Source organism: Bradyrhizobium sp. th-b2, assembly GCF_000426785.1.
GTDB classification, from domain to species: Bacteria; Pseudomonadota; Alphaproteobacteria; order Rhizobiales; family Xanthobacteraceae; genus Bradyrhizobium; species Bradyrhizobium septentrionale.
In genome coordinates this window covers 265109-290153 of record NZ_AUGA01000003.1, presented here as the reverse complement: position 1 = coordinate 290153, position 25045 = coordinate 265109, and the positions used below count along the sequence as shown (strand labels likewise).

Annotated in this window: 21 protein-coding genes and 1 tRNA gene; 9 read left to right on the top strand and 13 right to left on the bottom strand. The window is 64.7% G+C overall.

The genetic code is table 11. The annotated features are described in order from the left end of the window. Positions 1-23 precede the first annotated feature (23 nt). Entirely contained in the window at positions 24-770 is a 747-nt protein-coding gene (locus K359_RS0106580) for an SDR family NAD(P)-dependent oxidoreductase (protein ID WP_029078629.1), read from the top strand. Here the strand turns inward: K359_RS0106580 and K359_RS0106575 are convergent. Then, the gene (locus K359_RS0106575) at positions 767-1639 is read right to left on the bottom strand and encodes a LysR substrate-binding domain-containing protein (protein WP_029078628.1); all 873 of its coding nucleotides are present in this window, start codon (positions 1637-1639) and stop codon (positions 767-769) included. The genes K359_RS0106580 and K359_RS0106575 overlap by 4 nt on opposite strands. A gap of 91 nt (positions 1640-1730) precedes the next feature. On the opposite strand from K359_RS0106575, the gene K359_RS0106570 reads away from it, so the two are divergent. From K359_RS0106570 to K359_RS0106555, 4 genes are all read left to right on the top strand, one after another. Continuing rightward, complete coding sequence (locus K359_RS0106570; RefSeq protein WP_029078627.1) at positions 1731-2645, top strand: DMT family transporter; 915 nt, start codon at positions 1731-1733, stop codon at positions 2643-2645. Between the two features lie 86 nt (positions 2646-2731). After that, positions 2732-3412, top strand: coding sequence for a site-2 protease family protein (locus K359_RS0106565; RefSeq protein ID WP_029078626.1), 681 nt, complete (start codon positions 2732-2734; stop codon positions 3410-3412). A gap of 81 nt (positions 3413-3493) precedes the next feature. Continuing rightward, a complete protein-coding gene (locus K359_RS0106560) occupies positions 3494-3922 on the top strand; it encodes a hypothetical protein (protein ID WP_084518293.1) in 429 nt (142 codons plus the stop codon). A 197-nt stretch (positions 3923-4119) separates the two neighbouring features. After that, entirely contained in the window at positions 4120-5340 is a 1221-nt protein-coding gene (locus K359_RS0106555) for an ABC transporter substrate-binding protein (RefSeq protein WP_029078624.1), read from the top strand. A gap of 112 nt (positions 5341-5452) precedes the next feature. On the opposite strand, the gene K359_RS0106550 is transcribed toward K359_RS0106555, so the two are convergent. The 7 genes from K359_RS0106550 to K359_RS0106520 form a co-directional block, all read right to left on the bottom strand. Next, positions 5453-6247, bottom strand: coding sequence for a TonB family protein (locus K359_RS0106550; RefSeq protein WP_029078623.1), 795 nt, complete (start codon positions 6245-6247; stop codon positions 5453-5455). 12 nt (positions 6248-6259) lie between these two features. Continuing rightward, on the bottom strand, positions 6260-6724 hold the full coding sequence (exbD, locus tag K359_RS0106545) for a TonB system transport protein ExbD (RefSeq protein ID WP_029078622.1): 465 nt from the start codon (positions 6722-6724) through the stop codon (positions 6260-6262). A gap of 3 nt (positions 6725-6727) precedes the next feature. Next, a complete protein-coding gene (exbB, locus tag K359_RS0106540; protein WP_029078621.1) occupies positions 6728-7813 on the bottom strand; it encodes a tonB-system energizer ExbB in 1086 nt (361 codons plus the stop codon). Positions 7814-7816: 3 nt separating this feature from the next. After that, positions 7817-8506 carry a Fe2+-dependent dioxygenase gene (locus K359_RS0106535; RefSeq protein ID WP_029078620.1) on the bottom strand — a complete coding sequence of 230 codons (690 nt, stop codon included), beginning with the start codon at positions 8504-8506 and terminating at the stop codon, positions 7817-7819. Between the two features lie 20 nt (positions 8507-8526). Beyond that, positions 8527-11082 carry a TonB-dependent siderophore receptor gene (locus K359_RS0106530; RefSeq protein WP_029078619.1) on the bottom strand — a complete coding sequence of 852 codons (2556 nt, stop codon included), beginning with the start codon at positions 11080-11082 and terminating at the stop codon, positions 8527-8529. Positions 11083-11345: 263 nt separating this feature from the next. Then, the gene (locus K359_RS0106525) at positions 11346-11585 is read right to left on the bottom strand and encodes a hypothetical protein (RefSeq protein ID WP_029078618.1); all 240 of its coding nucleotides are present in this window, start codon (positions 11583-11585) and stop codon (positions 11346-11348) included. A 128-nt stretch (positions 11586-11713) separates the two neighbouring features. After that, positions 11714-12175, bottom strand: a complete 462-nt coding sequence (locus tag K359_RS0106520; protein WP_029078617.1) for a MarR family winged helix-turn-helix transcriptional regulator — start codon at positions 12173-12175, stop codon at positions 11714-11716. A 182-nt stretch (positions 12176-12357) separates the two neighbouring features. Here K359_RS0106520 and K359_RS0106515 point away from each other — a divergent pair, with 182 nt between their 5' ends. From K359_RS0106515 to K359_RS0106505, 3 genes are all read left to right on the top strand, one after another. Then, on the top strand, positions 12358-13527 hold the full coding sequence (locus K359_RS0106515; RefSeq protein WP_029078616.1) for an efflux RND transporter periplasmic adaptor subunit: 1170 nt from the start codon (positions 12358-12360) through the stop codon (positions 13525-13527). Continuing rightward, a complete protein-coding gene (locus K359_RS0106510; RefSeq protein WP_029078615.1) occupies positions 13524-16670 on the top strand; it encodes a multidrug efflux RND transporter permease subunit in 3147 nt (1048 codons plus the stop codon). Before K359_RS0106515 ends, K359_RS0106510 begins: the two co-directional genes overlap by 4 nt. 105 nt (positions 16671-16775) lie before the next feature. Further along, positions 16776-17288, top strand: coding sequence for an invasion associated locus B family protein (locus K359_RS0106505; RefSeq protein ID WP_051346043.1), 513 nt, complete (start codon positions 16776-16778; stop codon positions 17286-17288). Between the two features lie 23 nt (positions 17289-17311). Here K359_RS0106505 and K359_RS0106500 read toward each other — a convergent pair whose 3' ends face one another. The 3 genes from K359_RS0106500 to K359_RS0106490 form a co-directional block, all read right to left on the bottom strand. Further along, entirely contained in the window at positions 17312-17719 is a 408-nt protein-coding gene (locus K359_RS0106500) for a GNAT family N-acetyltransferase (protein ID WP_029078613.1), read from the bottom strand. A 188-nt stretch (positions 17720-17907) separates the two neighbouring features. Further along, positions 17908-17981 (bottom strand) — tRNA-Gln (locus K359_RS0106495). Positions 17982-18139: 158 nt separating this feature from the next. Beyond that, on the bottom strand, positions 18140-20617 hold the full coding sequence (locus K359_RS0106490; RefSeq protein ID WP_029078612.1) for a penicillin-binding protein 1A: 2478 nt from the start codon (positions 20615-20617) through the stop codon (positions 18140-18142). A gap of 551 nt (positions 20618-21168) precedes the next feature. Here K359_RS0106490 and K359_RS0106485 point away from each other — a divergent pair. Beyond that, complete coding sequence (locus K359_RS0106485) at positions 21169-21522, top strand: hypothetical protein (RefSeq protein ID WP_029078611.1); 354 nt, start codon at positions 21169-21171, stop codon at positions 21520-21522. A gap of 64 nt (positions 21523-21586) precedes the next feature. On the opposite strand, the gene ggt is transcribed toward K359_RS0106485, so the two are convergent. Together ggt and K359_RS0106475 are read right to left on the bottom strand one after the other, a co-directional pair. Next, entirely contained in the window at positions 21587-23323 is a 1737-nt protein-coding gene (gene ggt / locus K359_RS0106480) for a gamma-glutamyltransferase (RefSeq protein ID WP_029078610.1), read from the bottom strand. An 84-nt stretch (positions 23324-23407) separates the two neighbouring features. Continuing rightward, complete coding sequence (locus K359_RS0106475) at positions 23408-24907, bottom strand: amino acid permease (protein ID WP_029078609.1); 1500 nt, start codon at positions 24905-24907, stop codon at positions 23408-23410. Positions 24908-25045 lie beyond the last annotated feature (138 nt).

The window sequence follows — 25045 nt, the reverse complement described above, 5'->3', positions numbered from 1 at the left end:
CCACGCGATCAAAGGCATTTTGCATGAACAGGATCGATCTCAACGGCCGCTGCGCCGTCGTCACCGGCGGCGCGCAAGGCTTTGGCCGCGCCATCACCGAGCGCTTTGTCGGATCGGGCGCCAAGGTCGCGATCTGGGATTTCGACCAGCCGCTGGCCGAGAAGACCGCGCGGGCGATCGGCGAGAACGTCATCGCGATCAAGACCGACGTCACCGACCCCGCCGCGGTCGACGCCGCGCGCGATCAGACGCTGCGGGCGTTCGGCAAGATCGACATCCTCGTCAACAACGCCGGTATCACCGGGGCCAACAAGCCGGTGTGGGAAACCGATCTCGACGACTGGCGCAGGGTGATGCGCATCAATCTCGAGGGTCCCTTCATCTGCTGCAAGGCGATCGTGCCGACCATGATCGGCCAGAAATACGGCCGCATCGTCAACATCGCCTCGATCGCCGGCAAGGAAGGCAATCCGAACGCCGCGCATTATTCGTCGTCGAAGGCCGGGCTGATCGCGCTGACGAAATCGCTCGGCAAGGAGCTCGCCCAGCATGACATCCTGGTCAATGCGGTGACGCCGGCCGCGGCGAAGACCGCGATCTTCGACCAGATGACGCAAGCGCACATCGACTTCATGCTGTCGAAGATTCCGAAAGCCCGCTTCGTGCTGGTCGAGGAGCTCGCCTCGATGGTGGCGTGGCTGGCGTCGGAAGATTGCGCCTTCTCGACCGGCGCAGTGTTCGACATCTCCGGCGGACGCGCGACGTACTAGGCGGCTCCACGCCTGGCCGGCTGCCGAAGCGCCGTGACGAGATGATCGGCGAGCAGTGACGCTGCGCGCGAAAGATTTGGCGCACGATGCAGGCGGATCTCGGCGCGCGGCAGTCGCGGCATGCCGTCGCGCGCGGTCAGGCGGCGCAAGCTCGGCGGAAAGGTGCCCGACTTGACGACGGTCACGGCAAGGCCTTGCGCCGCGATCGCCTCGACCGCTGACAGGCTGTGGCTGACAAAGGCGAGCCGCCACGGGCGGTTGGCTTCGTCCAGCGCCTGCATCGCCCAGCTCCGGAACAGGCAGCCCTGCGGGTAGAGCGCGACCGGCAGCGGATCGAGCTGTTCGACGCGATGCGCGGCGCTCGTTGCCCACACCGCCTGCTCACTGCGCAGCAGCTCGCCCTCGCCGCGCCCCTCGGGGTGCATCGCGATCACGAGGTCATAGGCTTCGCCGAGCCGGTCGGTCATCGACGAGGTCAGCCCGGTCTCCATCTCGACATGGATCAGCGGATAGTTGGCGATGAAGTCCTTGAGCAACGGCGGGACGATCAACGTGCCGTAGTCGTCCATCACGCCCAAGCGCACCCGCCCGTCCGTGCCGCGCTCGCGCACCCGGCCGACCGCCTCCGCGTTGAGGTTCAGAATGCGGCGGGCGTAACCCAGCAGCCCTTCGCCGGCCGCGCTTAGGTCGACATTGGTCGTGCTGCGGTGGAACAGCTCGGCCTGCAACCGCTCCTCCAGCCGCTTCACCTGCATGCTGACGGCCGATTGAGTCCGGTTCAGCGCCGAAGCGGCGCGGGTGAAGGAGCGATGGTCCGCCACCGCGACAAAGGCCTGCAGCAGGTCCGGATCCAGGACAGGAATACTCATAACGATCCGTGATTTGATTGATCAAATCTATTCGATTTCCTGATTATCGCCCCTTCCCTAGATTGCGCAAGCGAAACCGGGGGCGAACGGCATGGGCGAGATCTCTGGGGTGTTGGCGGCGGTGCTGTCGAGTGCGCTCGGCGGCACCTCGATCGGGGCGACGCGGTATCTGGTCGGCGCCATCGATCCGTTGGCCATCGGCTCATTCCGCTTCGGCATCGGCGTCTTGCTGTTGCTGCCGCTGGCGCTGTTGCAGCGTCGGAGCTGGCCGCCGCGGCGTGACTGGCCCGGCGTGGCCGGCCTTGGCCTGTTGTTCTTTGCGGCGTTTCCGATCCTGTTCAACGCTTCGCTGATATCAACCACCGCCGCGCGCGGCGCGCTCGCGCTCTCGACGCTGCCGCTGCTGACGATGCTGGTCGGCGCGGCACTCGGTGCCGAGCCGCTGACCGCACGCAAGACCACAGGCGTGCTGGTCACGATCCTGGGCGTCTCGCTGGCGCTGCTCTCCGGCCTCGCCACGGCGCCCATGGGCGCCTGGCGCGGCGACCTGTTGATGGTCGCCGCCGCGCTGTGCATGGCGCTCTACAGCATCTGGTCGAAACCCTTCATCCGCCGTTCCGGCCCGATCCCCTTCACCACATTCGCCATGGCGGCCGGAGCCGCGGTCCTCATAACGGCCTCGCTCGTGCGCGGCAGCTTTGCGCCGGTTGCCGATTTCGGCGCACCGCAATGGTTCGGCGCGATCTATCTCGGCGCCTTCGGCGCAGCGCTCACCTTCTATCTCTGGGCCTTCGCGCTGGAGCGGACGACGCCGACCCGGGTCGCAATATCCGTCACCGTCAATCCGATCGCGGCCTCGCTGGTCGGCGCCGTCCTGCTCGGCGAACCGCTGAGCTGGAATCTGATGGCCGGCATCGTCACCGTCTTCGCCGGCATCTGGATCGCCACCACCCAGCCGCAACAGGCGCACGTGGCTGAGCCGGCCGTCGCTCCGGACCCGCGCTGACCTGCGGCAACGCCTGCCAGCCAGGTTCCTGGCGAATCCGTGCTAGCCTGACGGTCCGGTCCAAGCGAACCCGAGGCGGCACGCATTTGAATATTTCCCTCTACGACGTCTCCGTCTGGGTGCTGCCGGTCCTCATCGCCATCACCTTCCACGAAGCCGCACACGGCTTCGTCGCGCACCGGCTCGGCGACGACACCGCCTGGCAGCTTGGCCGCGTCAGCTTCAACCCGCTGAAGCACATCGACCCGTTCGGCACGCTGATCCTGCCGGCCATGCTGCTGTTCGCGCATTCGCCGTTCCTGTTCGGCTACGCCAAGCCGGTTCCGGTGAACTTCCGCAAGCTCAACCATCCCAAGCTCGACATGGTGTGGGTGGCGCTGGCCGGCCCGGTGACCAACATCATCCTGGCGACCGCGGCGGCGCTGGCATTCCACGCACTGCCCTTGGTGCCGGCCGATGCCGCAAAATGGACCGCGGACAACCTGAAAAACGCCTTCCTGATCAATATCGTGCTCGCGATCTTCAACATGATGCCGATTCCGCCGCTGGACGGCGGCCGGGTCGCGGTCGGACTGTTGCCGCGGCCGCTGGCGATCCCGCTCTCCAGGCTCGAGCCCTACGGCATGCTGATCCTGATCGGGCTGTTGATCCTGCTGCCGGTGGTCGGCCGGCAGATCGGCCTAAATCTTGATGTTATTTCAACGATACTGCGAACTCTGACCGGCTATGTGATCAATGCCCTTCTCCTCATTACCGGAAACACATAGCCTTGCTTTAGGCATGACCTGATCGGAAAACCGGCGTCCATTTGTCCGGGTCATGCGCGGGAACGGGAACGCTTCGAGGCCATGGTGATCAAAGCTGCCGATATGCTGATTGCACGACGCGCCGACACCCGCGCGCGGGCTGACCTTGCAACCTGGAAGATGATGGCCAAGCTGAACGGCGCCTCCGCATTGCCGCCTGAGGCGCAGAATTTCCTCGCCATCTACAAGAAGCTTGTGGACCAGATGAGCGAAGCCGATGCCGGCGAGGCAACCATCCAACAGATGTATCGCACCTACTATGCGGAGATGGGCGGCGCCGGCAAAGCGCCGGAAGTTCCGGCGCGCTCGCGCGAACCGGTTGCCGACACCGGCAACGTCACCACGTTCCGCCGCCTGCCTGCGAAGAAGGCGAACGCCTCCGACGCGAACGCCAAGCGCCCGATGCCGGTGGCGCTGATCTTCGCCTGTCTTGTCGTGGTCTACGTCGCGATCCGCTACTACTTCAAATAGCGCAGTCCGCGCTTCAACCCTCCCCCGTTTTGATGATCGACGCGCGGACGCCGCGGCATCCCGTCGCGCGTCACCGGCCCCTCATATCGCCGCAGCGTGGAATAACGCGTGCGGCCGATCGCGCCAGTGCCCTAGGCGATGCGCCCGATGCCGGGCATAATGCGGAACTCAAAAAACAAAATCATACTGGAGGGAAGATGAAGCGTTCCATTGCAGCCCTGGTCATGACCACGAGCCTGGTATTCGCAGGCAGCGCGTCGGCGCAGACCATGGACAAGGTTGTCCGGGTCGGCAGCCTCGGCGATCAGTCCGGTCTCTATCAGGATATCGGCGGACCCGGCTCGACGGTGGCGGCGCAGATGGCGATCGAGGATTCCGGGTTGCTCGCCAAGGGCTGGAAGATCGATGTGATCGCTGCCGATCACCAGAACAAGCCCGACGTCGGCGTCAACATCGGCAAGCAGTGGATCGACGTCGAGAAGGTCGACGTGTTCGTCGACCTCGCAAGCTCGGGCGTCGGGCTTGCGATTGCTAACCTCGCCAAGGAGAAGAACGTCGTCAACCTGAACTCCGGCTCGGCATCATCGGACCTGACCGGCGCGCAGTGCTCGCCGAACACGGTGCACTGGGTCTACGACACCTACATGCTGGCCAACGGCACCGGCAAGGCGTTGGTGAAGTCCGGCGGCGACACCTGGTTCTTCCTCACCGCGGACTACGCGTTCGGCCAGGCGCTCGAGCGAGACACCGCGGCGGTCGTCACCGCGAATGGCGGCAAGGTGCTCGGCAGCGTCAAGCATCCGCTCAACAACGCCGACTTCTCGTCCTTCCTGCTGCAGGCGCAGAGCTCGAAGGCCAAGATCGTCGGACTGGCCAATGCCGGCGGCGACACCACCAATGCGATCAAGCAGGCGGCCGAGTTCGGCATCGTCGCCGGCGGCCAGAAGCTGGCCGGCATGCTGATGTTCCTGACCGACGTCAACGCGCTCGGCCTCAACGTCGCGCAAGGCCTGAACTTCACCGAAACGTTCTACTGGGACCTGAACGACCAGACCCGCGCCTTCACCAAGCGCTTCATGGAGCGCTTCAAGAAGAACCCACCGACCATGGTGCAGGCCGGGGTCTATTCGTCGCTGATCCATTATTTCAAGGCGCTGGAGGCGCTCGGCGGCAATCCGCACGACGGCCGCGCCGTGGTCGCCAAGATGAAGGAATTGCCGACCGACGATCCGCTGTTCGGCAAGGGTTCGATCCGCATCGACGGCCGCAAGATCCACCCCGCCTATCTGTTCGAGGTGAAGAAGCCGTCGGAGTCAAAGTATCCGTGGGACTATTACAAGCTGGTCGCCACCATCCCCGCCGATGAAGCCTTTTTGCCGCTCGAGAAGAGCGTCTGCCCATTGGTGAAGAAAAGCTAACCCGCCCTACGCGACTGGGCAGCGTATTCAACGGTGAAATGGATTCCGGGCTCGCGACTTCGTCGCGCCCCGGAATGACGAAGACTTGCGATTATGTCGCGAGTCTTTCCGCTTACTTCTTCGGCTTGTTGAACTTGACGTCGAGGCTGAAGGAGAACTGATCGTCGGTCAGGTCGGCCGGGGGCGCCGGCACCGGATCGGAACGGTGCACCATCGAGACCGCCGCGTCGTCATAGGCGGCGTCACCCGACGATTCCATCACAGCGACCGACAGCACCTTGCCGACGCGGTTGAGCACAAGGGCCACCTTGACCTTGGCATCCTTGATCTTGTTCTCCGGGAATTTCTTGTGCAGGTCGAGATAGGCGCTGATCTTCTTGCCCCACTTGGCGGTCAGCGCGAGCTTGTCCTTGCCGATCCCGGGATTGGGGGCCTTCGTGGTCTCCGACTGGCGCGAAGCGTCTTCCAGCTTGGTCGGCGCCGCCGCCTCCGAAGCCTGCTGAGCCTCCTGCGCGTTGGTCTCGACCTTGGCGACCTTGGCCTCCTCCTCCTTCTGCTTCTTGCTGTTGTCCTCGGTGACGATGCGATCGGGGTCGTCGGCCTCCATCGGCTGGGCCTGCGGCAGGTCGGTATCCTTGACCTCCGCCTTCTGCTGGGTCATCTCCTGCACGGCCTGCTGCTCGTCGGCCGGCGCTCCGGGCGGTGCGGCTTCCTCAGGCACATCCGGGGAGGCAAGCTCGACGGCATATTCCGCGCCGGCAGCGCCAAGGCCTTCGTCGCCGTCGTCGCCGCGCAAATTGGTCAGCGCCAGCGCCGCGCCGCCCAGATGCAGCCCGACCGCCGTCACCGCGGCGATCACCCAGAGCCGCTTGGACGCCCGCAGATCGAGATCGGGGTTGGTGGACATCGTTGTTCGCCGTCAGGGTTTGGCCGGCTCGGCCTGCGGTGCCGCGGGCGCTCCCGGAACGCCCTCGAGCGTGACGAGCTTGACCCGCGTGTAGCCGCCGGCGCGCAGCAACTCCATCACGCCCATCAATTCGCCGTAGGGCACGACACGGTCGGCACGCACGAACACATACTTGTCCCTGCTCATCTCGGGCACCGCATCCAGCGCATTGACCAGGTCGACGCGCTTCACCGAATTCTCCCCGATCGCAAGCGTCAGGTCCGGCTTGATGCTGACATAGGTCGGCTTGTCCGGCTTCTTCTGCGGCGTCGCGCTGGAAGTCGGCAGATCGATCGGCAGGTCGACGGTCGAGAGCGGCGCCGCCACCATGAAGATGATCAGCAGCACCAGCATCACGTCGATGAACGGCGTGACGTTGATCTCGTGGGATTCCGCGAAATCGTCGTCGCCATCGTTCTCGGAGATCGAGACTGCCATCGCCTACTCCGCCGCCGCGGCGCGCGCATGCGTGCCGAGCGGAACGCTGCCATGGGTGCGATCGAGATCGCGCGACAACAGACGTCCGGCCGCGCCCGAGGCGCGGTTGACGAGCTCGAGGTAGACCTTCGTGACGCGCGAGAAATGGTTGTAGATGATGACGGCGGGGATCGCCGCGACGAGGCCGATCGCGGTTGCCAGCAGCGCTTCCGCGATGCCCGGCGCCACCACGGCAAGATTCGTGGTCTGCGACTTCGAGATGCCGATGAAGCTGTTCATGATGCCCCAGACGGTGCCGAACAGACCGACGAAGGGCGACGTCGCGCCGATGGTCGCGAGCAGGCCCATGCCGATGCGGATCTTGCGGGCTTCGGCGCGCACGATCTCGGCAAAGCTCGACGCGGCGCGCTCCTTGATGCCGCTGTCGCTGGAGATCCCCGCCGACAGACGTCCCTCGCGCATCGCAGCCGCAATGAACGACGATAGCACGCTGCCCTTGGCGCCGAGCGCGAACTGCGCTTCCGCCAGCGAGCGCGATTCAGCAATCTTGGCCAGCGCACCGCGCAGCTTGCTCTGCGCCACGGTCAGCTCGACCATCTTGGCGATGAACACCGTCCAGGTGACGAGCGACGCGAAGGCAAGGCCAAGCATCACCGCCTTCACGATGATGTCGGCGTTCAGGAACATATTCCACGGCGACAATTCGCGCAGCCCGGTGCCGGTCGACTTCAGCGACTTGCCATCGCCACCTGCGGGCGCGACCGACGACGCATCGATCGCGGTCGGTACTGAGGCCTGCGCGGCAGGTACCGGGGCGGCCTGGGCCTGCGGTGCCGCTGGGGCCACCGGCGCAGCCTGGGCAGCCACTGGGGATGGGGCCGCCGGCGCCTGCTGGGCCGCAGGCGCTTGTTGGGCCGCGGGCGCCAGTTGGGCCGCGGGCGCTTGGGCCACGGGCAACTGAGACTGGGTCACGGGCGCTGGTTTCGCGGCAGGCGCCGTTTGCTGCTGCGCCGAAGACGGCGCGGCCAGCATCAGCATCGCCAGCGAGGCGATCACGACGGATGCAGCGGGGAACTTGAATGTCATCATCAGTTACACTTCAGCCCAGTGACGGATCAGGTTGTGATAGATGCCGGTCAATTTGACCGTTTCAGGGTCATCGCGCCCCAGCCGCTCCACCAGAGCCTGGATCGCCGTATCGAGATCAAAGATCAGGCTGCGCGTGTGTGCATCCCGTACCATGCTCTGCAGCCAGAAAAAAGACGCAACCCGGGTGCCCCGGGTCACCGGCGTGACCAGATGCAAGCTGGAAGCAGGATAAACTACCAGATCGCCCGCCGGCAGCTTGATTTCATGGGATCCGTAGAGGTCCTCGATCACAAGCTCGCCGCCATCGTAGTCCTCCGGCTCCGATAAAAACAGCGTGACCGAGAGGTCGGTGCGGATCCGCAGGCCCGTCAGCTTGTCGCCGCGCACCGCATTGTCGACATGCAGGCCGAAATGGTGCCCGTCGCTTGCGGCATAGCGGTTGAACAAGGGTGGAAAGATTCTAAGCGGGATCGCCGCCGAGATGAAGCGCGGGCTTGCCGACAGCGCGCTCAGGATCCGGTTGCCAAGCTGCCGCGCGACCTCGCTGTCGGGCGGCAACTGCTCGTTGCGCTTGACCAGCGCGGAAGCGGCACCGGCGGTCGAGCGGCCGTCCTCCCATCCGCTGGCATCCATGATGCGGCGGAAGTCCGCCACATCAGCCTTGCTCAATACGTTGGGAACACAGACCAGCATCTTCCGCCGCGAAGCCTCCGTCAGTAACGCGCAGAAACAACCAGATACGCGGCGCGTCCGGGTGCTTCGAGCACGAACGGTGCAGCGCTCTGGTACAGCGCGTCGTAGTAGCGCTTGTCGAAGATGTTGTTGACGAACAGTTTCATGGTCCAGTTCTTGTCGATCTTCGCCTCGGCGAAGGCGTCGAAGCGCCAGTAGCTCGGGATCGAGGTGCCCTGGTTCGCCGCGAGCAGCGTGCCGCCATACACCTTCGAACGGTACACCGCCTGCCCGCCGAGCTCCCACATGTCGGTGAGTTGGTACTTCGTCAGCAAGCTGAACGACTGAGGCGCGACGTTGGCGAGCGGCAATCCGACGTTGCTGGAGTACAGGATCGTGTTGGCCGGCGGCGCCAGCGACTTCGTCACGACCGACTGCATCAGCACCAGTCCGCCGAACACGCTCCATTTGTCGGTGATCTTGCCGCCGACGCCGAGATCGATACCGCGGATACGGTAGGCGGCGCCCGCCGTGATACAGGAGATGTTGCCGGTCGTTCCGGCTGGATAGGTGCATCCAAGCGCTGAAGCCGCGGTTGCGTTGTTGACATTCTGCGCTTCGCGCGCGTTTTCCTTCTCGGTCTGGAACAGCGCCGCCGTCACCAGCAAGTGGCGATCAAACAGCTCCCACTTGGTGCCGACCTCGATGGCCTTGTTCTTTTCCGGCCCGAAGATCTGGGTGTTGCCGCCGGGAAGGTTGGGATTGATGCCGCCATAGGCGGTGCTGGTGCCGTCGAACTCGGCGCCGACAGGGTTGGACGAGGTCGCGTAGGCTGCATAGACGCTGCCGTTCGGGAGCGGCTTCAGGGTGAGGCCGAGGTTGAAGTTCGGCATCCCGAACTCGGCCGACTGCTGGCCGAGGGTACCATTGGTCGCGAATGCGGACGTGTTGATCTTGTAGTCGTCGTAACGGACGCCGCCATTGAGGATGACGAAGTCGTTGTAGTTGGCGGAATCCATCACGTATCCGCTGACGGTGTCGATACCGATCTTGGTCGGTCTTCCCAGGAGCGACGGTATCCCGAACGGCTGATTTGTGAATTGCGGGTTGAAGACGCTGACGCCGGAGAGCGAACCGCTGCCCGTGAACGACGATGTGCCGGTGGTGATTTCGGAGCTCAGGCCGGTGTAGCCGTCGATCGAAGACCGCTCGTTGTCGTATTCGATGCCGGCCGTCGTCGTGTGCTTGAAGCCGAGCCCGTCGACCGACTTGTAGGTCGCCTCGGTCTGGTTGGCGAACACGTCGGTGACCTGGTATCGGCTCTGCGGATTCGCAGTCAGCGTGTACGCGCTGAACGGCGCACCAGCGGCCAGCGTCGGCGATTCAGGCAGCGTGCCGATGTAGTTCTGGGTCGAACGCGATTCCCGGATCTTGTTGCTGATCGTCAGGTCCGGCGTAATCTGGACCTCGGCGTTGATCGTGCCGATGTCCTGCCCGGTCCTGAAGAAGTCGCGATTGACGAAGCCGTAGAAATTGTTGCGGTTGACGCCGAAGTCCGGGAACGGGCCGCCGGCCGTGCTCGCGGTGCTCGGCCGATAATACGGCACGCCAAAATCCGGAATGCCGGTGAGTTCGGTGTGGATGTAGTTGCCGGTGATCTTGACCGCATCGACCGGCTTCCAGTTCACCGCGACGAAGCCGCCATCGCGATTGTCGGTGACGTAGCTGCGGCCGGCGACGCCGGCATCCTGGAACAGACCGCCGGCGCGGATCGCCAGCGTCGGGCTGATCACCTGGTTGACATCGAGCACCACTCGCTTGGTGCGATCGGTGCCGAACGTGGTGTCCATGTTGTAGAAGCTCTTCTCCGTCGTCGCCTGCTTGGTGACGATGTTGATCGCGCCGCCGGTGGTGCCGCGGCCCGCGAAGGACGAGCCCGGGCCGCGCAGGATCTCGACCTGCTCGGTGAAGAAGTTCTCGCGGACGCTGACGCCGGCGTCGCGGACACCGTCGATGAAGATATCGTTGCGTGCGTCGAAGCCGCGGATGAAGAAGCGGTCGCCGAAAGCGTTGCCGCCCTCGCCCGTACCGAGTGTGACACCCGCCGTCGACAGGATAGCCGATTTCAGCGAGGTCGCATTCTTGTCTTCGAGCACGTCCTTGGTCAGCACGGTGACCGACCTCGGCGTGTTCAGGATCGGCTCGGGAAACTTGCCGGATGCCTGCAAGCGGTCGCCCTTGTACGGCGCGGCCGGATCCGCATAGGGGTCACGGTCGGCGGCAAGACCGCCGGCGTTGGGAAACGGCACCGGTGCCTGCTGCGCCTGCTGATTGTTGCGGCGCGCGGCACGGCGCAGCGCATTGCGGGCGCGGACCTGATCCGAGGTCGGCTTTGACGTGACGGGCTTGGGTCGGGCGACCGGCGCATCGACATTCACCGGCGGGAGGTTGGATTGCTGCGCTTCCGCCCCCGAAAACGACGCCACCGCGATCAGACCAGCGACCGCGGAGACCTTCGTCGCGGAATACCCCGTATCATCAGCCGAACCGTTCGCTGCATCGAAGCGCAGCGATCTCGGCGCCTTCACATTGCTCATTTTTTGCGTGCCCCAGATAAATCCAGTTCGTTCGCGAAATGAAGCTGCGACGAACTGTCTTCATCGGTTATCGAGCGTGAGTTTTTTTATCAATGCGATCAGCGCAACAGTTGGCTTGAATCGCCCCAATTCAAAGCGATTCTAATCTGCGCTTTCAAATCGTTCTAAACTCTAGTTTTTAAGCGTTCTAATAACTGTTCTAAAGTGACACCAAGCGTCGCCGGCCACCGCCTTGCAAGGCGCTGATCTATACGTCGTCCCGATCACTCGGCGCTCGGTGGCTTCATCAGCGAAAACAGTTCGTCGATGGTCCGCTGCGCGACCTGCCGCACGCTGTCGCTGTTCTCCAGGCCCGTGATATTGACGCCGTTGACGACAGCTTTGATCTCGTCGCGGAAATCCGTGAGGAAGCGCAGCGGGTCGCGCTGCTCGTTGGCGACGCGCGCGATCAGTCCGATGACCAGGATCTGGCATGCCATCATGCGCCCGTTCAACTCATCCATCGCTGCCCTCATCCTCTCGCATCGTCGCTGCGCGATATGAACGACATCGCGCGGCGTTTCAACCACGTCGCGCAAGCTGCAGCAGGTGAACGGACAAGAAAGCAGATCTGCGCGCGACGAGATGCGCGCTATTTCGCGGCGATGTGCTCCGCCTCCTCGCCGAGCGCCTTGATGCGATCCTTGACCTCGCGAAGCGTGTTGAGGCCGCTTTCGACATGCTTGTCGGATACGTCGCGCAGCACGTCGCCGGCGATGGCATCGCGCAGACTGTCGAGATCATCGACGAGGCGGCGCCCGGTCCTGGTCAGGAACAGGCGATTGGCGCGGCGATCCCTCGGGTCAGGCCGGCGTTCGAGCAGGCCATGCTCGACCAGGCGATCAAGCAGCCGCACCAGCGAGATCGGCTGCAGTTCGAGCACGTCGGCGAGATCGACCTGGGACAGTCCCTCCTGCTCGCGCAGGCGGAACAGCACAATCCATTGTGCACGCGTGGTGCCTCGCGCCTTGGCGCGATGATCGATATAATTGCGCAGCAGCCTGGAACTCTCCACGAGTTGCGCAATGAACTGGCGTTTGAGATCGAGCGACATAGGGGTCCTCGGTGCATTTCCCAGACGGAATGTTTCTGATCGTTTCTGACCTAAACCTTTCCAAATGTTTAGGATTCTCAAGCCTTGGTGTGTTTACACATTAAGTGCACGCATATTATATCCGCAAGCTCTGTGAACCGTTTCGATCACCCTTTATTGTTACGTCGAGCCCAAGAGTCCGCATGTCAAAGTCACGCACCATCGGTTGGGTTTTAGTGATCGCAGCGGTCGGCGCGGCCGGTTATTTCGGCTGGCAGAAATACACCGACAACCAGCAGGCGATCGCGGCTGCGCAGAAGCGGGCTGCCCAGCGCCCGGCCGTTCCGGTCAAGATCTCGCCGGTCGAGAAGGCTGACTTCCCGGTCTATCTCACCGGGCTCGGCACCGTGCAGGCCTTCAACACCGTCCAGGTCCGCACCCGGGTCGACGGCCAGATCACCAGGATCGCCTTCAAGGAAGGCCAATTCGTCAAGGCCGGCGACACAGTGGTCGAGATCGATCCGCGGCCCTATCAGGCGACGCTCGACCAGGCCAAGGCCAAGAAGGCCCAGGACGAGGCCAATATCGCCAACGCCAATCTCGACCTGCAGCGCTACACCAAGCTCGGCGAGTTCGCGACGCGCCAGCAGCTCGACACCCAGCGCTCCACCGTGGCCCAGCTCACGGCCCAGATCGCCGCCGACGAGGCCGCCATCTTCAACGCCCAGACCCAGGTCGACTACACCACCGTGAAGTCGCCGATCGACGGCATCGTCGGCCTGCGACTGGTCGATATCGGCAACATCGTCAACGCCTCGGCCCAGACCGGCATCGTGACGATCACGCAGATCGAGCCGATCACGGTGATCTTCACTGCACCGGAAGACCAGCTGCCCGACATCAAGGCGGCGCTGGCCGTGGCACCGCCCAAGACCATTGCTCTGACCACCGACGGCAAGCGGGTGCTGTCCACCGGAACCCTGGCGCTGATCAACAACCAGGTCGACACGTCAAGCGGGACTGTCCGGCTGAAGGCGGTGTTTGATAACAAGGACCATGCGCTGTGGCCGGGCCAGTCGGTCTCGACCCGGCTCTTGGTCAGGACCTTGAAGGATGCCACCGTCGTCCCGGATGACGCGGTGCAGCATGGCACCGAAGGCCTCTACGCGTATTCAGTCAATCAGGAGAACAAGGCCGAGCTTCGCAAGATAAAGGTCAGCCAGTCGATCGACGGCAAGTCGGTGATCGAGGAAGGCCTGTCGCCGGGACAGCAGGTGATCACCGCGGGCCAGTACAAGGTCTCGCCGGGGACCCTGGTGACGACGGCGGTGGCGAGCTCGGATCAATCCCAGTCGAAGGTCACGCAGGAATGAGCGCCGGAATTTCCGCACCATTCATTCGCTTCCCCATCGGCACCTCGCTGCTGATGGCGGGCATCCTGTTCATAGGTCTCGTCGCCTATCCGCTGTTGCCGGTGGCGCCGCTGCCGCAGGTCGACTTCCCGACCATCCAGATCACCGCGACGCTGCCGGGCGGAAGCCCGGAGACGATGGCGACTTCGGTCGCCCAGCCGCTTGAACGCCAGTTCGCGCAGATCCCGGGCATCGCCCAGATGACCTCGACGAGCTATCTGGGCACCGCGGCGGTCACCATCCAGTTCGATCTCAACCGCTCCATCGACGGCGCCGCCAACGACGTGCAGGCCGCCATCAACGCCGCCAGTGGCCAGCTGCCGAAGACCCTCCCCTCGCCGCCGACCTACCGCAAGGTCAACCCGGCCGACTCGCCGATCATGCTGCTGTCGGCGACGTCGGACACGCTGCCGCTGACCACGGTCAGCGACAGCGTCGATGCGCAACTTGCCCAGCAGATCAGCCAGATTTCCGGCGTCGCGCAGGTCATCATCGGCGGTCAGCAGAAGCCGTCGGTTCGCGTCCAGATCGACCCGGCCAAGCTGGTCGCCAAAGGCCTGTCGCTGGAAGACGTCCGCGCCGCGATCAACATCGCCACCGTCGACAGCCCGAAGGGCAATATCGACGGCGCCACCCGCGCCTACACCATCTATGCCAACGACCAGTTGCTCACGGCCGATCCGTGGAACGACGTCATCATCGCCTACCGCAATGGCGGGCCGCTGCGCATCCGCGACATCGGCCAGGCCGTCACCGGGCCGGAAGACGCCAAGCAGGCCGCCTGGGCCAACGGCAAGCGCGGCGTGTTCCTCGTCGTTTTCAAGCAGCCCGGCGCCAACGTCATCGACACCGTCGACAAGATCAAGGCAGCGCTGCCCCGGCTGGTCGCGGCGATCCCGCCGGCGATCAAGATCGATGTCATCTCGGACCGCACCACCACGATCCGCGCCGCGGTGGAGGACGTCCAGTTCACCCTGCTCCTGACCATCTTCCTGGTCGTGATGGTGATCTTCGTCTTCCTGCGCAGTTTCTGGGCCACCGTGATCCCGACCGTCACGGTGCCGCTGGCGCTGCTCGGCGCCTGCGCGCTGATGTGGGTGTTCGGCTACACGCTCGACAATCTGTCGCTGATGGCGCTGACGATCGCGGTCGGCTTCGTGGTCGACGACGCCATCGTGATGCTGGAGAACATCAGCCGCTACATCGAAGAGGGCGAGAAGCCGATGGCGGCCGCCTTCAAGGGCTCGCAGGAAATCGGCTTCACCATCGTTTCGATCAGCATCTCGCTGGTCGCGGTGCTGATCCCTCTCTTGCTGATGGGCGGCATCATCGGCCGCCTGTTCCGCGAATTCGCTGTCGTGCTGGCGATGACGATCTTCGTCTCGATGTTCGTGTCGCTGACGCTGACCCCGATGATGGCCTCGCGGTTCCTGCGCGCCCATAATGAGGAGCGGCACGGCCGCTTCTACCAGCTCAGCGAGCGCGGCTTCGATGCGATGCTGCGCGGCTATCAGAGCGGGCTCGACCTCGCGCTGCGCTGGAAGTTCACGACGCTGATGATCTTCTTCGGGACGCTGGCGCTGTCGGTCTACCTGTTCGTCGTCATTCCGAAGGGCTTCTTCCCGCAGCAGGACGTCGGCCTGATCACGGCGACGTCGGAAGCCAACCAGGACATCTCCTTCGCCGAGATGAAGCGGAGACAGGAAGAGCTCGGCAAGATCGTGATGACTGATCCGGCCGTCGCGACGGTGGCGATGGCGATCGGCGGCAGCGGCCGTGCCGGCAACAACGGCGCAATGTACATCACGCTCAAGCCGCTCAGGGATCGCGACGCCAACGCGCAGCAGGTGATCGCCCGGCTGCGGCCGAAGCTGGAGAAGATCGAGGGAGCCCGGCTGTTCATGCAGGCGGCGCAGGACGTCCGCCTCGGCGGCCGCCCGACCCGCACCCAGTTCGAGTTCACGCTGCAGGATGCCGATCTCAGCGAACTGAACCAGTGGGCGCCGAAAATCCTCAGCAAGATGCAGACGCTGCCGCAGCTGCGCGACGTCGCCACCGACCAGCAGACCAACGGCACCACGGTCGAGCTGAAGATCAACCGCGACACCGCCTCGCGCTACGGCATCCAGCCGCAGCTGATCGACGACACGCTCTATGACGCGTTCGGCCAGCGCCAGGTGACGCAGTACTTCACCCAGCTCAACAGCTACCACGTGATCCTCGAGGTGCTGCCCGAACTGCAGGGCGCGATCGACACGCTGAACAACATCTACATCAAGTCGCCGCTGACCGGCGAGCAGGTGCCGATCTCGACCATTGCGAAGTGGACCAGCGTGCCGGTGCGGCCGCTGTCGATCAGCCACCAGGGCCAGTTCCCGGCGATCACCATCTCCTTCAACCTGGCGCAGGGTGTCGCACTCGGCCAAGCGACGGAAGCGGTGCAGAAGGCGATGGTCGACCTCGGCGCGCCGGCGACCCTGAGCTCGAGCTTCCAGGGCACGGCGCAGGCGTTCCAGCAATCACTGTCGACCGTGCCGCTGTTGATCCTGGCCGCGCTCGTCGTCGTCTACCTGATCCTCGGCATTCTCTACGAAAGCTACATCCACCCGATCACCATTCTGTCGACGCTGCCTTCGGCCGGCGTCGGCGCGCTGGCGATCCTGATGGCGGCCGGTTTCGACTTCTCGCTGATCGCGCTGATCGGCATCATCCTGCTGATCGGCATCGTGAAGAAGAACGGCATCATGATGGTCGACTTCGCGATCGCCGCCGAACGCGACCAGCATATGGAGCCGGAGGCTGCGATCCGTCAGGCCGCCCTGCTCCGCTTCCGCCCGATCATGATGACGACGATGGCGGCATTGCTCGGCGGCGTGCCGCTGATGCTCGGCACCGGCACCGGCTCGGAAATCCGCCAGCCGCTCGGCTATGCCATGGTCGGCGGCCTGATCGTCAGCCAGGCGCTGACGCTGTTCACGACGCCCGTCGTCTATCTCTATCTCGACAAGCTCTCCAACGCGTTCGCGAATTGGGGCCGCTCGCCGCGCGCCGATCACGACGCCGACGACGGCGAGGACGGATCGGTCAAGCAGGCCGCCGAGTGACTTGACTTTGCCTTCATACCGGCACATCCGAAAGATGTTCGTTTCGGAGCAGGTACCGTGCAGATTGTCGCAAAGTCGCTTGTCGTCCTGTTGACCGCGTTCGGCATGGCCGGCCTTGGCCACGCCCAGACGCCCAAGGCCAAGAATGCCGCCGCGCCGGCTCCGGCCGCCGCTCCCGCAGCTCCGCAAGGCGACGCCGCAGCCCCCAACAACACCGGCTGGGTCGCGCGCTGTACCAGCGCAAGCCGCGACGCCCCGCTCGAATGCGTGATGGAGCAGACCGCGGTGCTCACCAAGACCGGCCAGCTCATCGTGCTGGTCAACATCCGCGTTCCCGGCGACACCCGCACGCCGGTCGCGCTGATCCAGCTTCCGCTCGGGCTGAACCTGCCCATCGGCGCCAAGCTGCAGGTCGACGACGGCAAGGCCGTCGACGTGCCGATCCAGACCTGCGAGGCGCGTGGCTGCTACATCAATGCGCCGATCGCGGCCGACGTCCTGAGCCAGCTGAAATCGGGCAAGCAGCTCAAGGTGTCGTTCCAGAATCTCGCCAAGGAAACCATCTCTATCCCGATGCCGCTCGCCGACTTCGCGACGGTGTACGACAAGATCAAGTAGGTCAGCGCAGGCAGCCGCCCGCGCTATCGCTCCCGCTTGTAGAGGAACGCGTTGTCCGGCTGCGGCATGCCGATCGACTTGTAGAACCCGATCGAGTCGGGCGCCGACAGCAACAGGCACATCGATTCAGGTCCGGCGTGGCGCCGCGTTTCCGCGATCAGCCGCTTGCCGATGCCGTGCCCCTGGTGCCGACGATCGACCGCAAGATCGGCCAGGTAGCAGCAATAGGCGAAATCCGTCAGCGCGCGCGAGACGCCGATCAGCGTGTGCTCCTGCCGCGCCGTCACGATCAGATTTGCATTGGCGATCATGCGCTCCATCCGGTCGGTATCCGCGAGCGGACGCCGCTCGCCGAGGCTCGACTGGCGCAGCACCTCGATGAACTCGTCGATGCCGATCGACGCTTCGCGGGCATAGAGAATTTCGTCCATCACCTTAACCTCTGTCGCAACATCCGAGCGGCCGGAGCCGCGCGCGCGACCATGGTGGATTACGCCGGGCTAATCCACCCTCGATGCCGTGAGGGCACGCTGGGTGACGACCGGTCCTCCATCAGGAGCAGGCTGTGCCGCGCAGTCGCGTCGGGATTTTGAGGGTTGCTCGCGCCATTAAGGCAGATTGGCTGGGGAACCTGGATTCGAACCAAGACAAACAGAGTCAGAGTCTGTTGTGCTACCGTTACACCATTCCCCAAGAATTGTCCGTGGTATCAACAGCTTAGCTGGATGACTGGACATCTCGGTGCAGCGCCTTCGCTTGCCAAATCAGCGCCCGCGCGAGTGCGACCTTCTACCTGCTTGGTCCCACGCTTGGCAAGCATTGTTGGCGGGGAATGGGCGTGAAAATCGCCCTCAATACAGCCCGCTCGGGCTGGACTGCATCACCGCGCGGCCCGCGTCGGGTGAGATCGGCTGCTGGGTCCCGTCGATCACATCGGTACCGGCGACCATCGTCGGATCATAGAACGGCGGCGCCTGGCCCGGCTTGAAGGCTTCGAGCACCACGCCCCGGTTCTGACCGGACGAGGCGCGCAGGCCGGTCTTGGAATCGACCAGCACCAGCCTGATGCCGACCGGCTGCTTGAACGGGGTGGCGGGCTTGTCGGCCAGCGCGAGCTTCATGAAGTCGCGCGCGATCGGCGCTGCCGTGTGGCCGGCCTGCGCGTTGCGGCCGAGCGAGCGCGGCTTGTCGTAGCCGACATAGAGTCCGACCACGAGGTCCGGCGAGAAGCCAACGAACCAGAGGTCCTTGGCCTCGTTGGAGGTGCCGGTCTTGCCGGCGATCGGCTTGCCGACCTCCTTCAGCGCGGTGCCAGTGCCGGCCTGAATCACGCCCTCCATCAGCGAGGTGATCTGGTAGGCGGACATCGCGTCGAGCACCCGCTCGCGGCGGTCGACGAGCTGCGGCTCCGCCTGGCTCTTCCAGCCCTCCGGCGCGTCGCAGCCGCGGCATTCGCGCTGGTCGTGCCTGAAGATGGTGTGGCCGTAGCGGTCCTGGATACGGTCGATCAGGGTCGGCTTCACGCGGACGCCGCCATTGGCGATCATCGAATAGGCCGTGGCCATCCGCATCACCGTGGTCTCGCCGGCGCCGAGCGCATAGGCGAGATAGTTCGGCAGCTCGTCATAGACGCCGAAGCGCTTGGCGTATTCGCCGATGACAGGCATGCCGATTTCCTGCGCCAGCCGCACCGTCACGGTGTTGAGCGACAGCCGGAGCGCGTTGCGTAGCGTCACCTGGCCCTGATACTTGCCGGTGGAGAAGTTCTCCGGCCGCCAGACATTACCCTGCCCCTGGTCGATCTCGATCGGCGCGTCGATCATCACGGTCGATCCGGTGTAGCCATTGTCGAGCGCCGTCGAATAAACGATCGGCTTGAAGGTCGAGCCGGGCTGCCGATAGGCTTGGGTCGCGCGGTTGAACTGGCTCTGGTCGAACGAGAAGCCGCCGACCATCGCGAGCACGCGCCCGGTGTGCGGGTCCATCGCCACCATCGCGCCCGACAGTTCGGGGATCTGGCGCAGCCGGTACTGGCCTTCGACGGCGCGACCGTCCTTGAACAGCGGGTCGGCGTAGATCACGTCGCCGGGCTGCAGCACCTGCGCCACCGAGGTCGGCGTCTTGCCCTTGCTCTTGGCCCAGCGCACGCCGTCCATCGTGACGATGCCGGTCTCGCGCTGCTTGCTGACGGCGCCGCCGAGCTCACGGCCCGGCTGGAAGCCGATCCGCGCCGACTGGTCGTTGCTCTCCAGCACCACGGCCATCCGCCACGGCGAGATGTCCGAGAGCGACTTGATCTCGGCGAGCGGCACGCCCCAGTCGCTGGTCAGATCGAGCTTCTGGATCGCGCCGCGATAGCCCTGCTGCTCGTCATAGTTCACGAGCCCCGCCACCATGGCCTTGCGCGCCATCACCTGGACCTTGGGATCGAGCGTGGTGCGCACCGACAGGCCGCCCTCATAGAGCTTCTTCTCGCCGTAGCGCTCGAAGATGTCGCGGCGGACCTCTTCCGAGAAATATTCGCCGGCGAAGGTGTGCGCGCCATTGGAACGGCTGGTGACGACGAGCGGGTCCTTGCGCGCCTTGTCGGCGTCGGCGGTGGTGATCCAGCCGTTCTCCTGCAGGCGGTCGATCACGTAGTTGCGCCGCTCGATGGCGCGCGCGCGGTTGCGCACCGGATGCAGGCTGGCCGGCATTTTCGGCAGCGCCGCCAGATAGGCCGCTTCGGCGACCGTGAGCTCGTTCACCGACTTGTCGAAATAGACCAGCGAGGCCGCCGCGATGCCATAGGCGCCGAGCCCGAGATAGATCTCGTTGAGATACAGCTCGAGGATCTTGTCCTTGGAATAGGCCCGCTCGATTCGCATCGCCAGCAGGGCTTCCTTGATCTTGCGGCCGAACGAGACCTCGTTGGTCAGAAGGAAGTTCTTGGCGACCTGCTGGGTGATCGTGGAGGCGCCCTGCGGACGGCGGTTGGAACCGAAGTTCTGGACATAGGAGACGCCGGCACGTGCCATGCCGGTATAGTCGATGCCGCCGTGCTCATAGAAATTCTTGTCCTCGGCGGCGAGGAACGCGTTGATCACGAGCTTCGGCACCGCCTGGATCGGCAGATAAAGCCGGCGCTCCTTGGCAAACTCACCGAGCAGCGAGCCATCGGCCGCGTGCACGCGGGTCATCACCGGCGGCTCGTAGTTCTGCAGCTGCGAATAGTCGGGCAGGTCCTTGGAAAAATGCCAGAACAGCCCTGCGACCGCGGCCAGACCAGCCAGGAACAGGATGGTTCCTGCAGTGAACAGGAACCCGAAGAACCGCAACAGAAATTTCATCGACCAGATTTTCCGTGGCGAGTGCGTCGCTCGTTCTGAGCGCGCTGCGTGCCACATAGGTTGCCCGGTATATCGGTCGCCCCAACGACCTGCAATTCGACGCTGGAGAATTAAAGCGAGCCAGGCGTCAAACTTATGCCATAGAGCCCCGACTCGCGCTCTCGGCCAAATCAGCAGCTCCCCCGCCTTGCGGTGCTCTGCGGGCGCTGCATCGATCTCCGGCGCACCGCGCCTCGATTCGCGCGCGCTCCGCCGTCTCCTGCTCCGGGCCTCAATCGAGGCGCTTGCGCGAGGGACAAGTTACGAAAGAAAAGCGCGGGCCGAACGCACGCCTGCACTACCCGGCTGCCGTTTCGGGTGCTGCGTCATCAGAAACCGGTGGACAGGATCCGTGACTGCGTCACATTAACGATCCGCTAACTATAACTACTGCAAGTTGTTGGCATACGCTGACTCGCGACGGGCTGAATTACATGGCACTGCGCGGATTTAGGGGGCCTTTTGTGGCCGACCCGAATGTCCTTGGATTTCCAAGACCCCCCACATCGGCTGTGGGCACGGAAGCCCTGGACCTCGTCTATCAGGCGGCGGATTTGTTCCGCAGCATCGAGGACCGGGCCCGCGCCGGCGAAGCGCGCGCCGAGGCCGCCGAACAGGCGCAGCTCGAAATCATCGCCGCCACCGAGCGCAAGCTAAGGGACGCCTCCCGGGCGCTCGAGGAGGCCCGACGGCGCATCGAGTCCCAGCAGGAGCAGCTCGATGCCGCCGAATTTCGCGCCCGGGCCGCCGAAGCCGAAGCGCGCGAAGCCCGGCAATCGCTGGCGCTGGTCGAGGACGCGATCCGCCGGCGCTTGCTGCTTATCGGCGGCCAGGACGGCGACGGCAGGTCGACGGCGGTCGCCTGACGCGCGATCGATATCGCGCGCGGCGGCCCTGCCCAGCCGCCACCACACAATCGCACAGCGACAATCAATAGCCGGCAGCGAGCCCCGAATTGCGGCGCGGATCGTTCGCGCCATAGAAGCGGTTGCTGCCGACCGGCTTGCCGCCGAGCGACGGCGCGCCGACGATGATGACCGCGAGATGGTTGGCCGGCTGCGGCGGGCCGAATTTGTGGCCGAAGCCTTCCAGGATCTTCCGCGTGTCCGGCGACAGCGCAAAATCCTCAACATTGGTGGCTTCGGGAAGCCACTGCTGGTGGAAGCGCGGCATGTCCACGGCTTCCTGCGCGTTCATGCCATAGTCGATGGCGTTGATCATCGTCAGCAGCACGGCCGTAATGATGCGGCTGCCACCCGGCGTGCCCACCACCATGACCGGCTTGCCGTCCTTGGAAACGATGGTCGGGCTCATCGAGGACAGCGGACGCTTGCCCGGGGCGATCGCATTGGCCTCCCCCTGCACCAGGCCATAGAGGTTCGGCACGCCGACCTTGGCGGTGAAGTCGTCCATCTCGTCGTTCAGCAGCACGCCGGTCTTGGCCGCGGTCACCTTGGCGCCGAACCAGTCGTTCAGCGTATAGGTGACCGACACCGCGTTGCCGTCCTTGTCGGCGATCGAATAATGCGTGGTGTTGCTGCCCTCATGCGGCGGAACGCCGGGCTTGATCTCCTTGGAGACGCCGGCCCTGGCCGGGTCGATCACGGCGCGGATCTTCGCCGCGTAGTCCTTGTCGAGCAGACGCGCGAGCGGATTCTTCACGAAGTCGGGGTCGCCGAGATAGCTGTTGCGATCGACATAGGCGTGGCGCATCGCCTCGATCTGGTAGTGCACCGCCTGCGCGGAATGGTAGCCGAGTTCCTTGAGCTGGTAGCCCTCCAGGATGTTCAGGATCTCGCAGATCACCACGCCGCCCGAGCTTGGCGGCGGCGCGGAGACCACGTGATAGCCGCGATAGTCGCATTCGACCGGCGCGAGCTCGCGGACTTTGTAGTTGTCGAGATCCTCCTGCGTCAGCAGGCCCTTGCCGGCCTGGCTCGCGGCCACGATCGCAGCCCCGACCCAGCCCTTGTAGAAGCCGTCTGTGCCGCGCTTGCTGATCTCGCGCAGCGTTTCGGCGAGTTCGTGCTGCGTCAGCCGCTCGCCGACCTGGAACGGCTTTCCATTGTTGAGAAAGATCGCGGCCGAAGGCGGGTCGTCCTGAAAATCCTTGGTCGTGGTCTCCAGCATGCTGACGTCGCCCTGGTCCAGCACAAAACCGTCCTCGGCGAGTTGCAGCGCCGGCGCGATCACGTCCGCGCGCTTCATGGTGCCGTATTTCTCGCGCGCATATTCCATGCCGGACACCGAGCCCGGCACGCCGACGGCGAGATGCCCCTTGGTCGACAGGCCGTTGACGACGTTGCCGTCCTTGTCGAGATACATGTTAGCGGTGGCGCCCTTCGGCGCGGTCTCGCGGAAATCCAGGAAGGTCTTGCGGCCGTCGGCGAGCTGGATGGTCATGAAGCCGCCGCCGCCGAGATTGCCGGCGGCCGGATAAACCACCGCAAGCGCGTAACCGACCGCGACCGCGGCGTCGACCGCATTGCCGCCCCGCTTCAGTACCTCGATGCCGACCTGCGTCGCGAGATGCTGCGCCGATACGACCATTCCGTTCTCGGCGGCGACCGGCGCAACCGACGCGGCGCGGCCAGGGACTGAAGCTGTGAGGCCGATCGCGACAATGGCCGCGATCACGCATCGCCCTCGCGTCGTTAGATTTTGCATGGAAGCCTCCCGGGAACTGTGCCGACTGTCACGGCTTGCGGTGCTATCTCAACGCGTAAATCTAGCAGGCCGCACGCGCGCGCACTATAGGCCTGCGCTGCCCCCACCCCTCGCCCGCAGCCGGCTGTGGCGCCTGCCGTAGGCGGCATAGATCACCAGCCCGATCACGAGCCACACTGCGAGCCTGATCCAGGTGTCGAGCGGCAGGCCGAACATCAGGAACAGCGACGTCCCAGCGGCAGCCGGGGCCACCAGCCAGATCGCCGGCGCCCTGAATGGGCGTGGCAATTCCGGATCGCGCAGCCGCAGCACCAGCGTGCCGATCGAGACCACGGTGAATGCGAACAGCGTGCCGATCGAGACGAGTTCGCCGACCAGCCCGATCGGCAGCAGCCCGCCGAGAACAGCGGCGACGGTGCCGGAGAAGATGGTCGAGACATACGGGGTCCGGAAGCGCGGATGGATCTTGGCCGCAAAGCCCGGCAGCAGCCCGTCATGCGCCATGGCGCGAAAGATCCGCGGCTGCGCCAGCAGCATGATGAGGATCACCGATGTCAACCCGAACAGGATGCCGAGCTTGATGAACGGACCGAGCCAGCCGATGCCGATCACATCGATGCCGACCGCGATCGGATCGGGCACGCTGAGCTTGTCGTATGGCACGATGCCGGTCAGCACGAAGCCGACCGCGACATAGAGCGTGGCGCAGATCACGAGCGAGCCGAGAATGCCGATCGGCATGTCGCGCTCCGGCGTCTTCGCTTCCTGCGCCGCAGTCGATACCGCGTCGAAGCCGATATAGGCGAAGAACACCACCGCCGCGCCGCGGATCACGCCGGACCAGCCGAATGCGCCCGGGCCGGCATTCGGCGGGATCAGCGCGCCGTCCGGATTGCCCGCCGTCACCCAGTTCGCCAGCGAGACCGACGAAGCCGCGGTTGCGAGAAACAATGCGATGACGACGAGCTTCACCACCACGACGAAGCCGGTGAAGCGCGCGGACTCGCGAATGCCGACCACCAGCAGCGCGGTGACGAAGGCGATGATCGCCATCGCCGGGATGTTGATGACGGCGCCGGTCGCCGACCACGCACCGCTGTTGACGTCATAGGCGAGCGGCGCCGAGGTGAATTGCTGCGGCAGGTTGATGCCGAAATCGCGCATGAAGCTGACGAAATAGCCGGACCATCCGACCGAGACCGCGATCGCACCGACCGCGTATTCGAGGATCAGGTCCCAGCCGATGATCCAGGCGATCAGTTCGCCGAGCGTCGCGTAAGCATAGGTGTACGCGCTGCCGCAGATCGGCACGGTCGACGACATCTCGGCATAGCACAGGCCGGCGAACGCGCAGGCGACGGCGCCAAGCATGAAGGAGAGCGTGACCGCGGGACCGGCATTGGCGGCGGCCGCGTGGCCCGTCAGCACGAAGATGCCGGCGCCGATGATGCCGCCGATGCCGAGCGTGACCAGTTGCAACGCCGACAGCGAACGCTTGAAGATCGGCGTCTCGGCATCGCCGTCCGCGCGCGCCGCCTCGCGCAACAGGTCCGAGGTCGACTTTCGGTCCCAGAAACCGGCCAAGGTGTCGGTCACGTCAGGTGCCCTCCGCCGCTCGGGTCCGGGGGACCCGACACGATCGTCGGACTATAACGCGCCTAGCGCGCAGTCGTTCGGGCGCCGGGCGACAGCCGGCGCGCTTATCCACCACCAAGAACTACG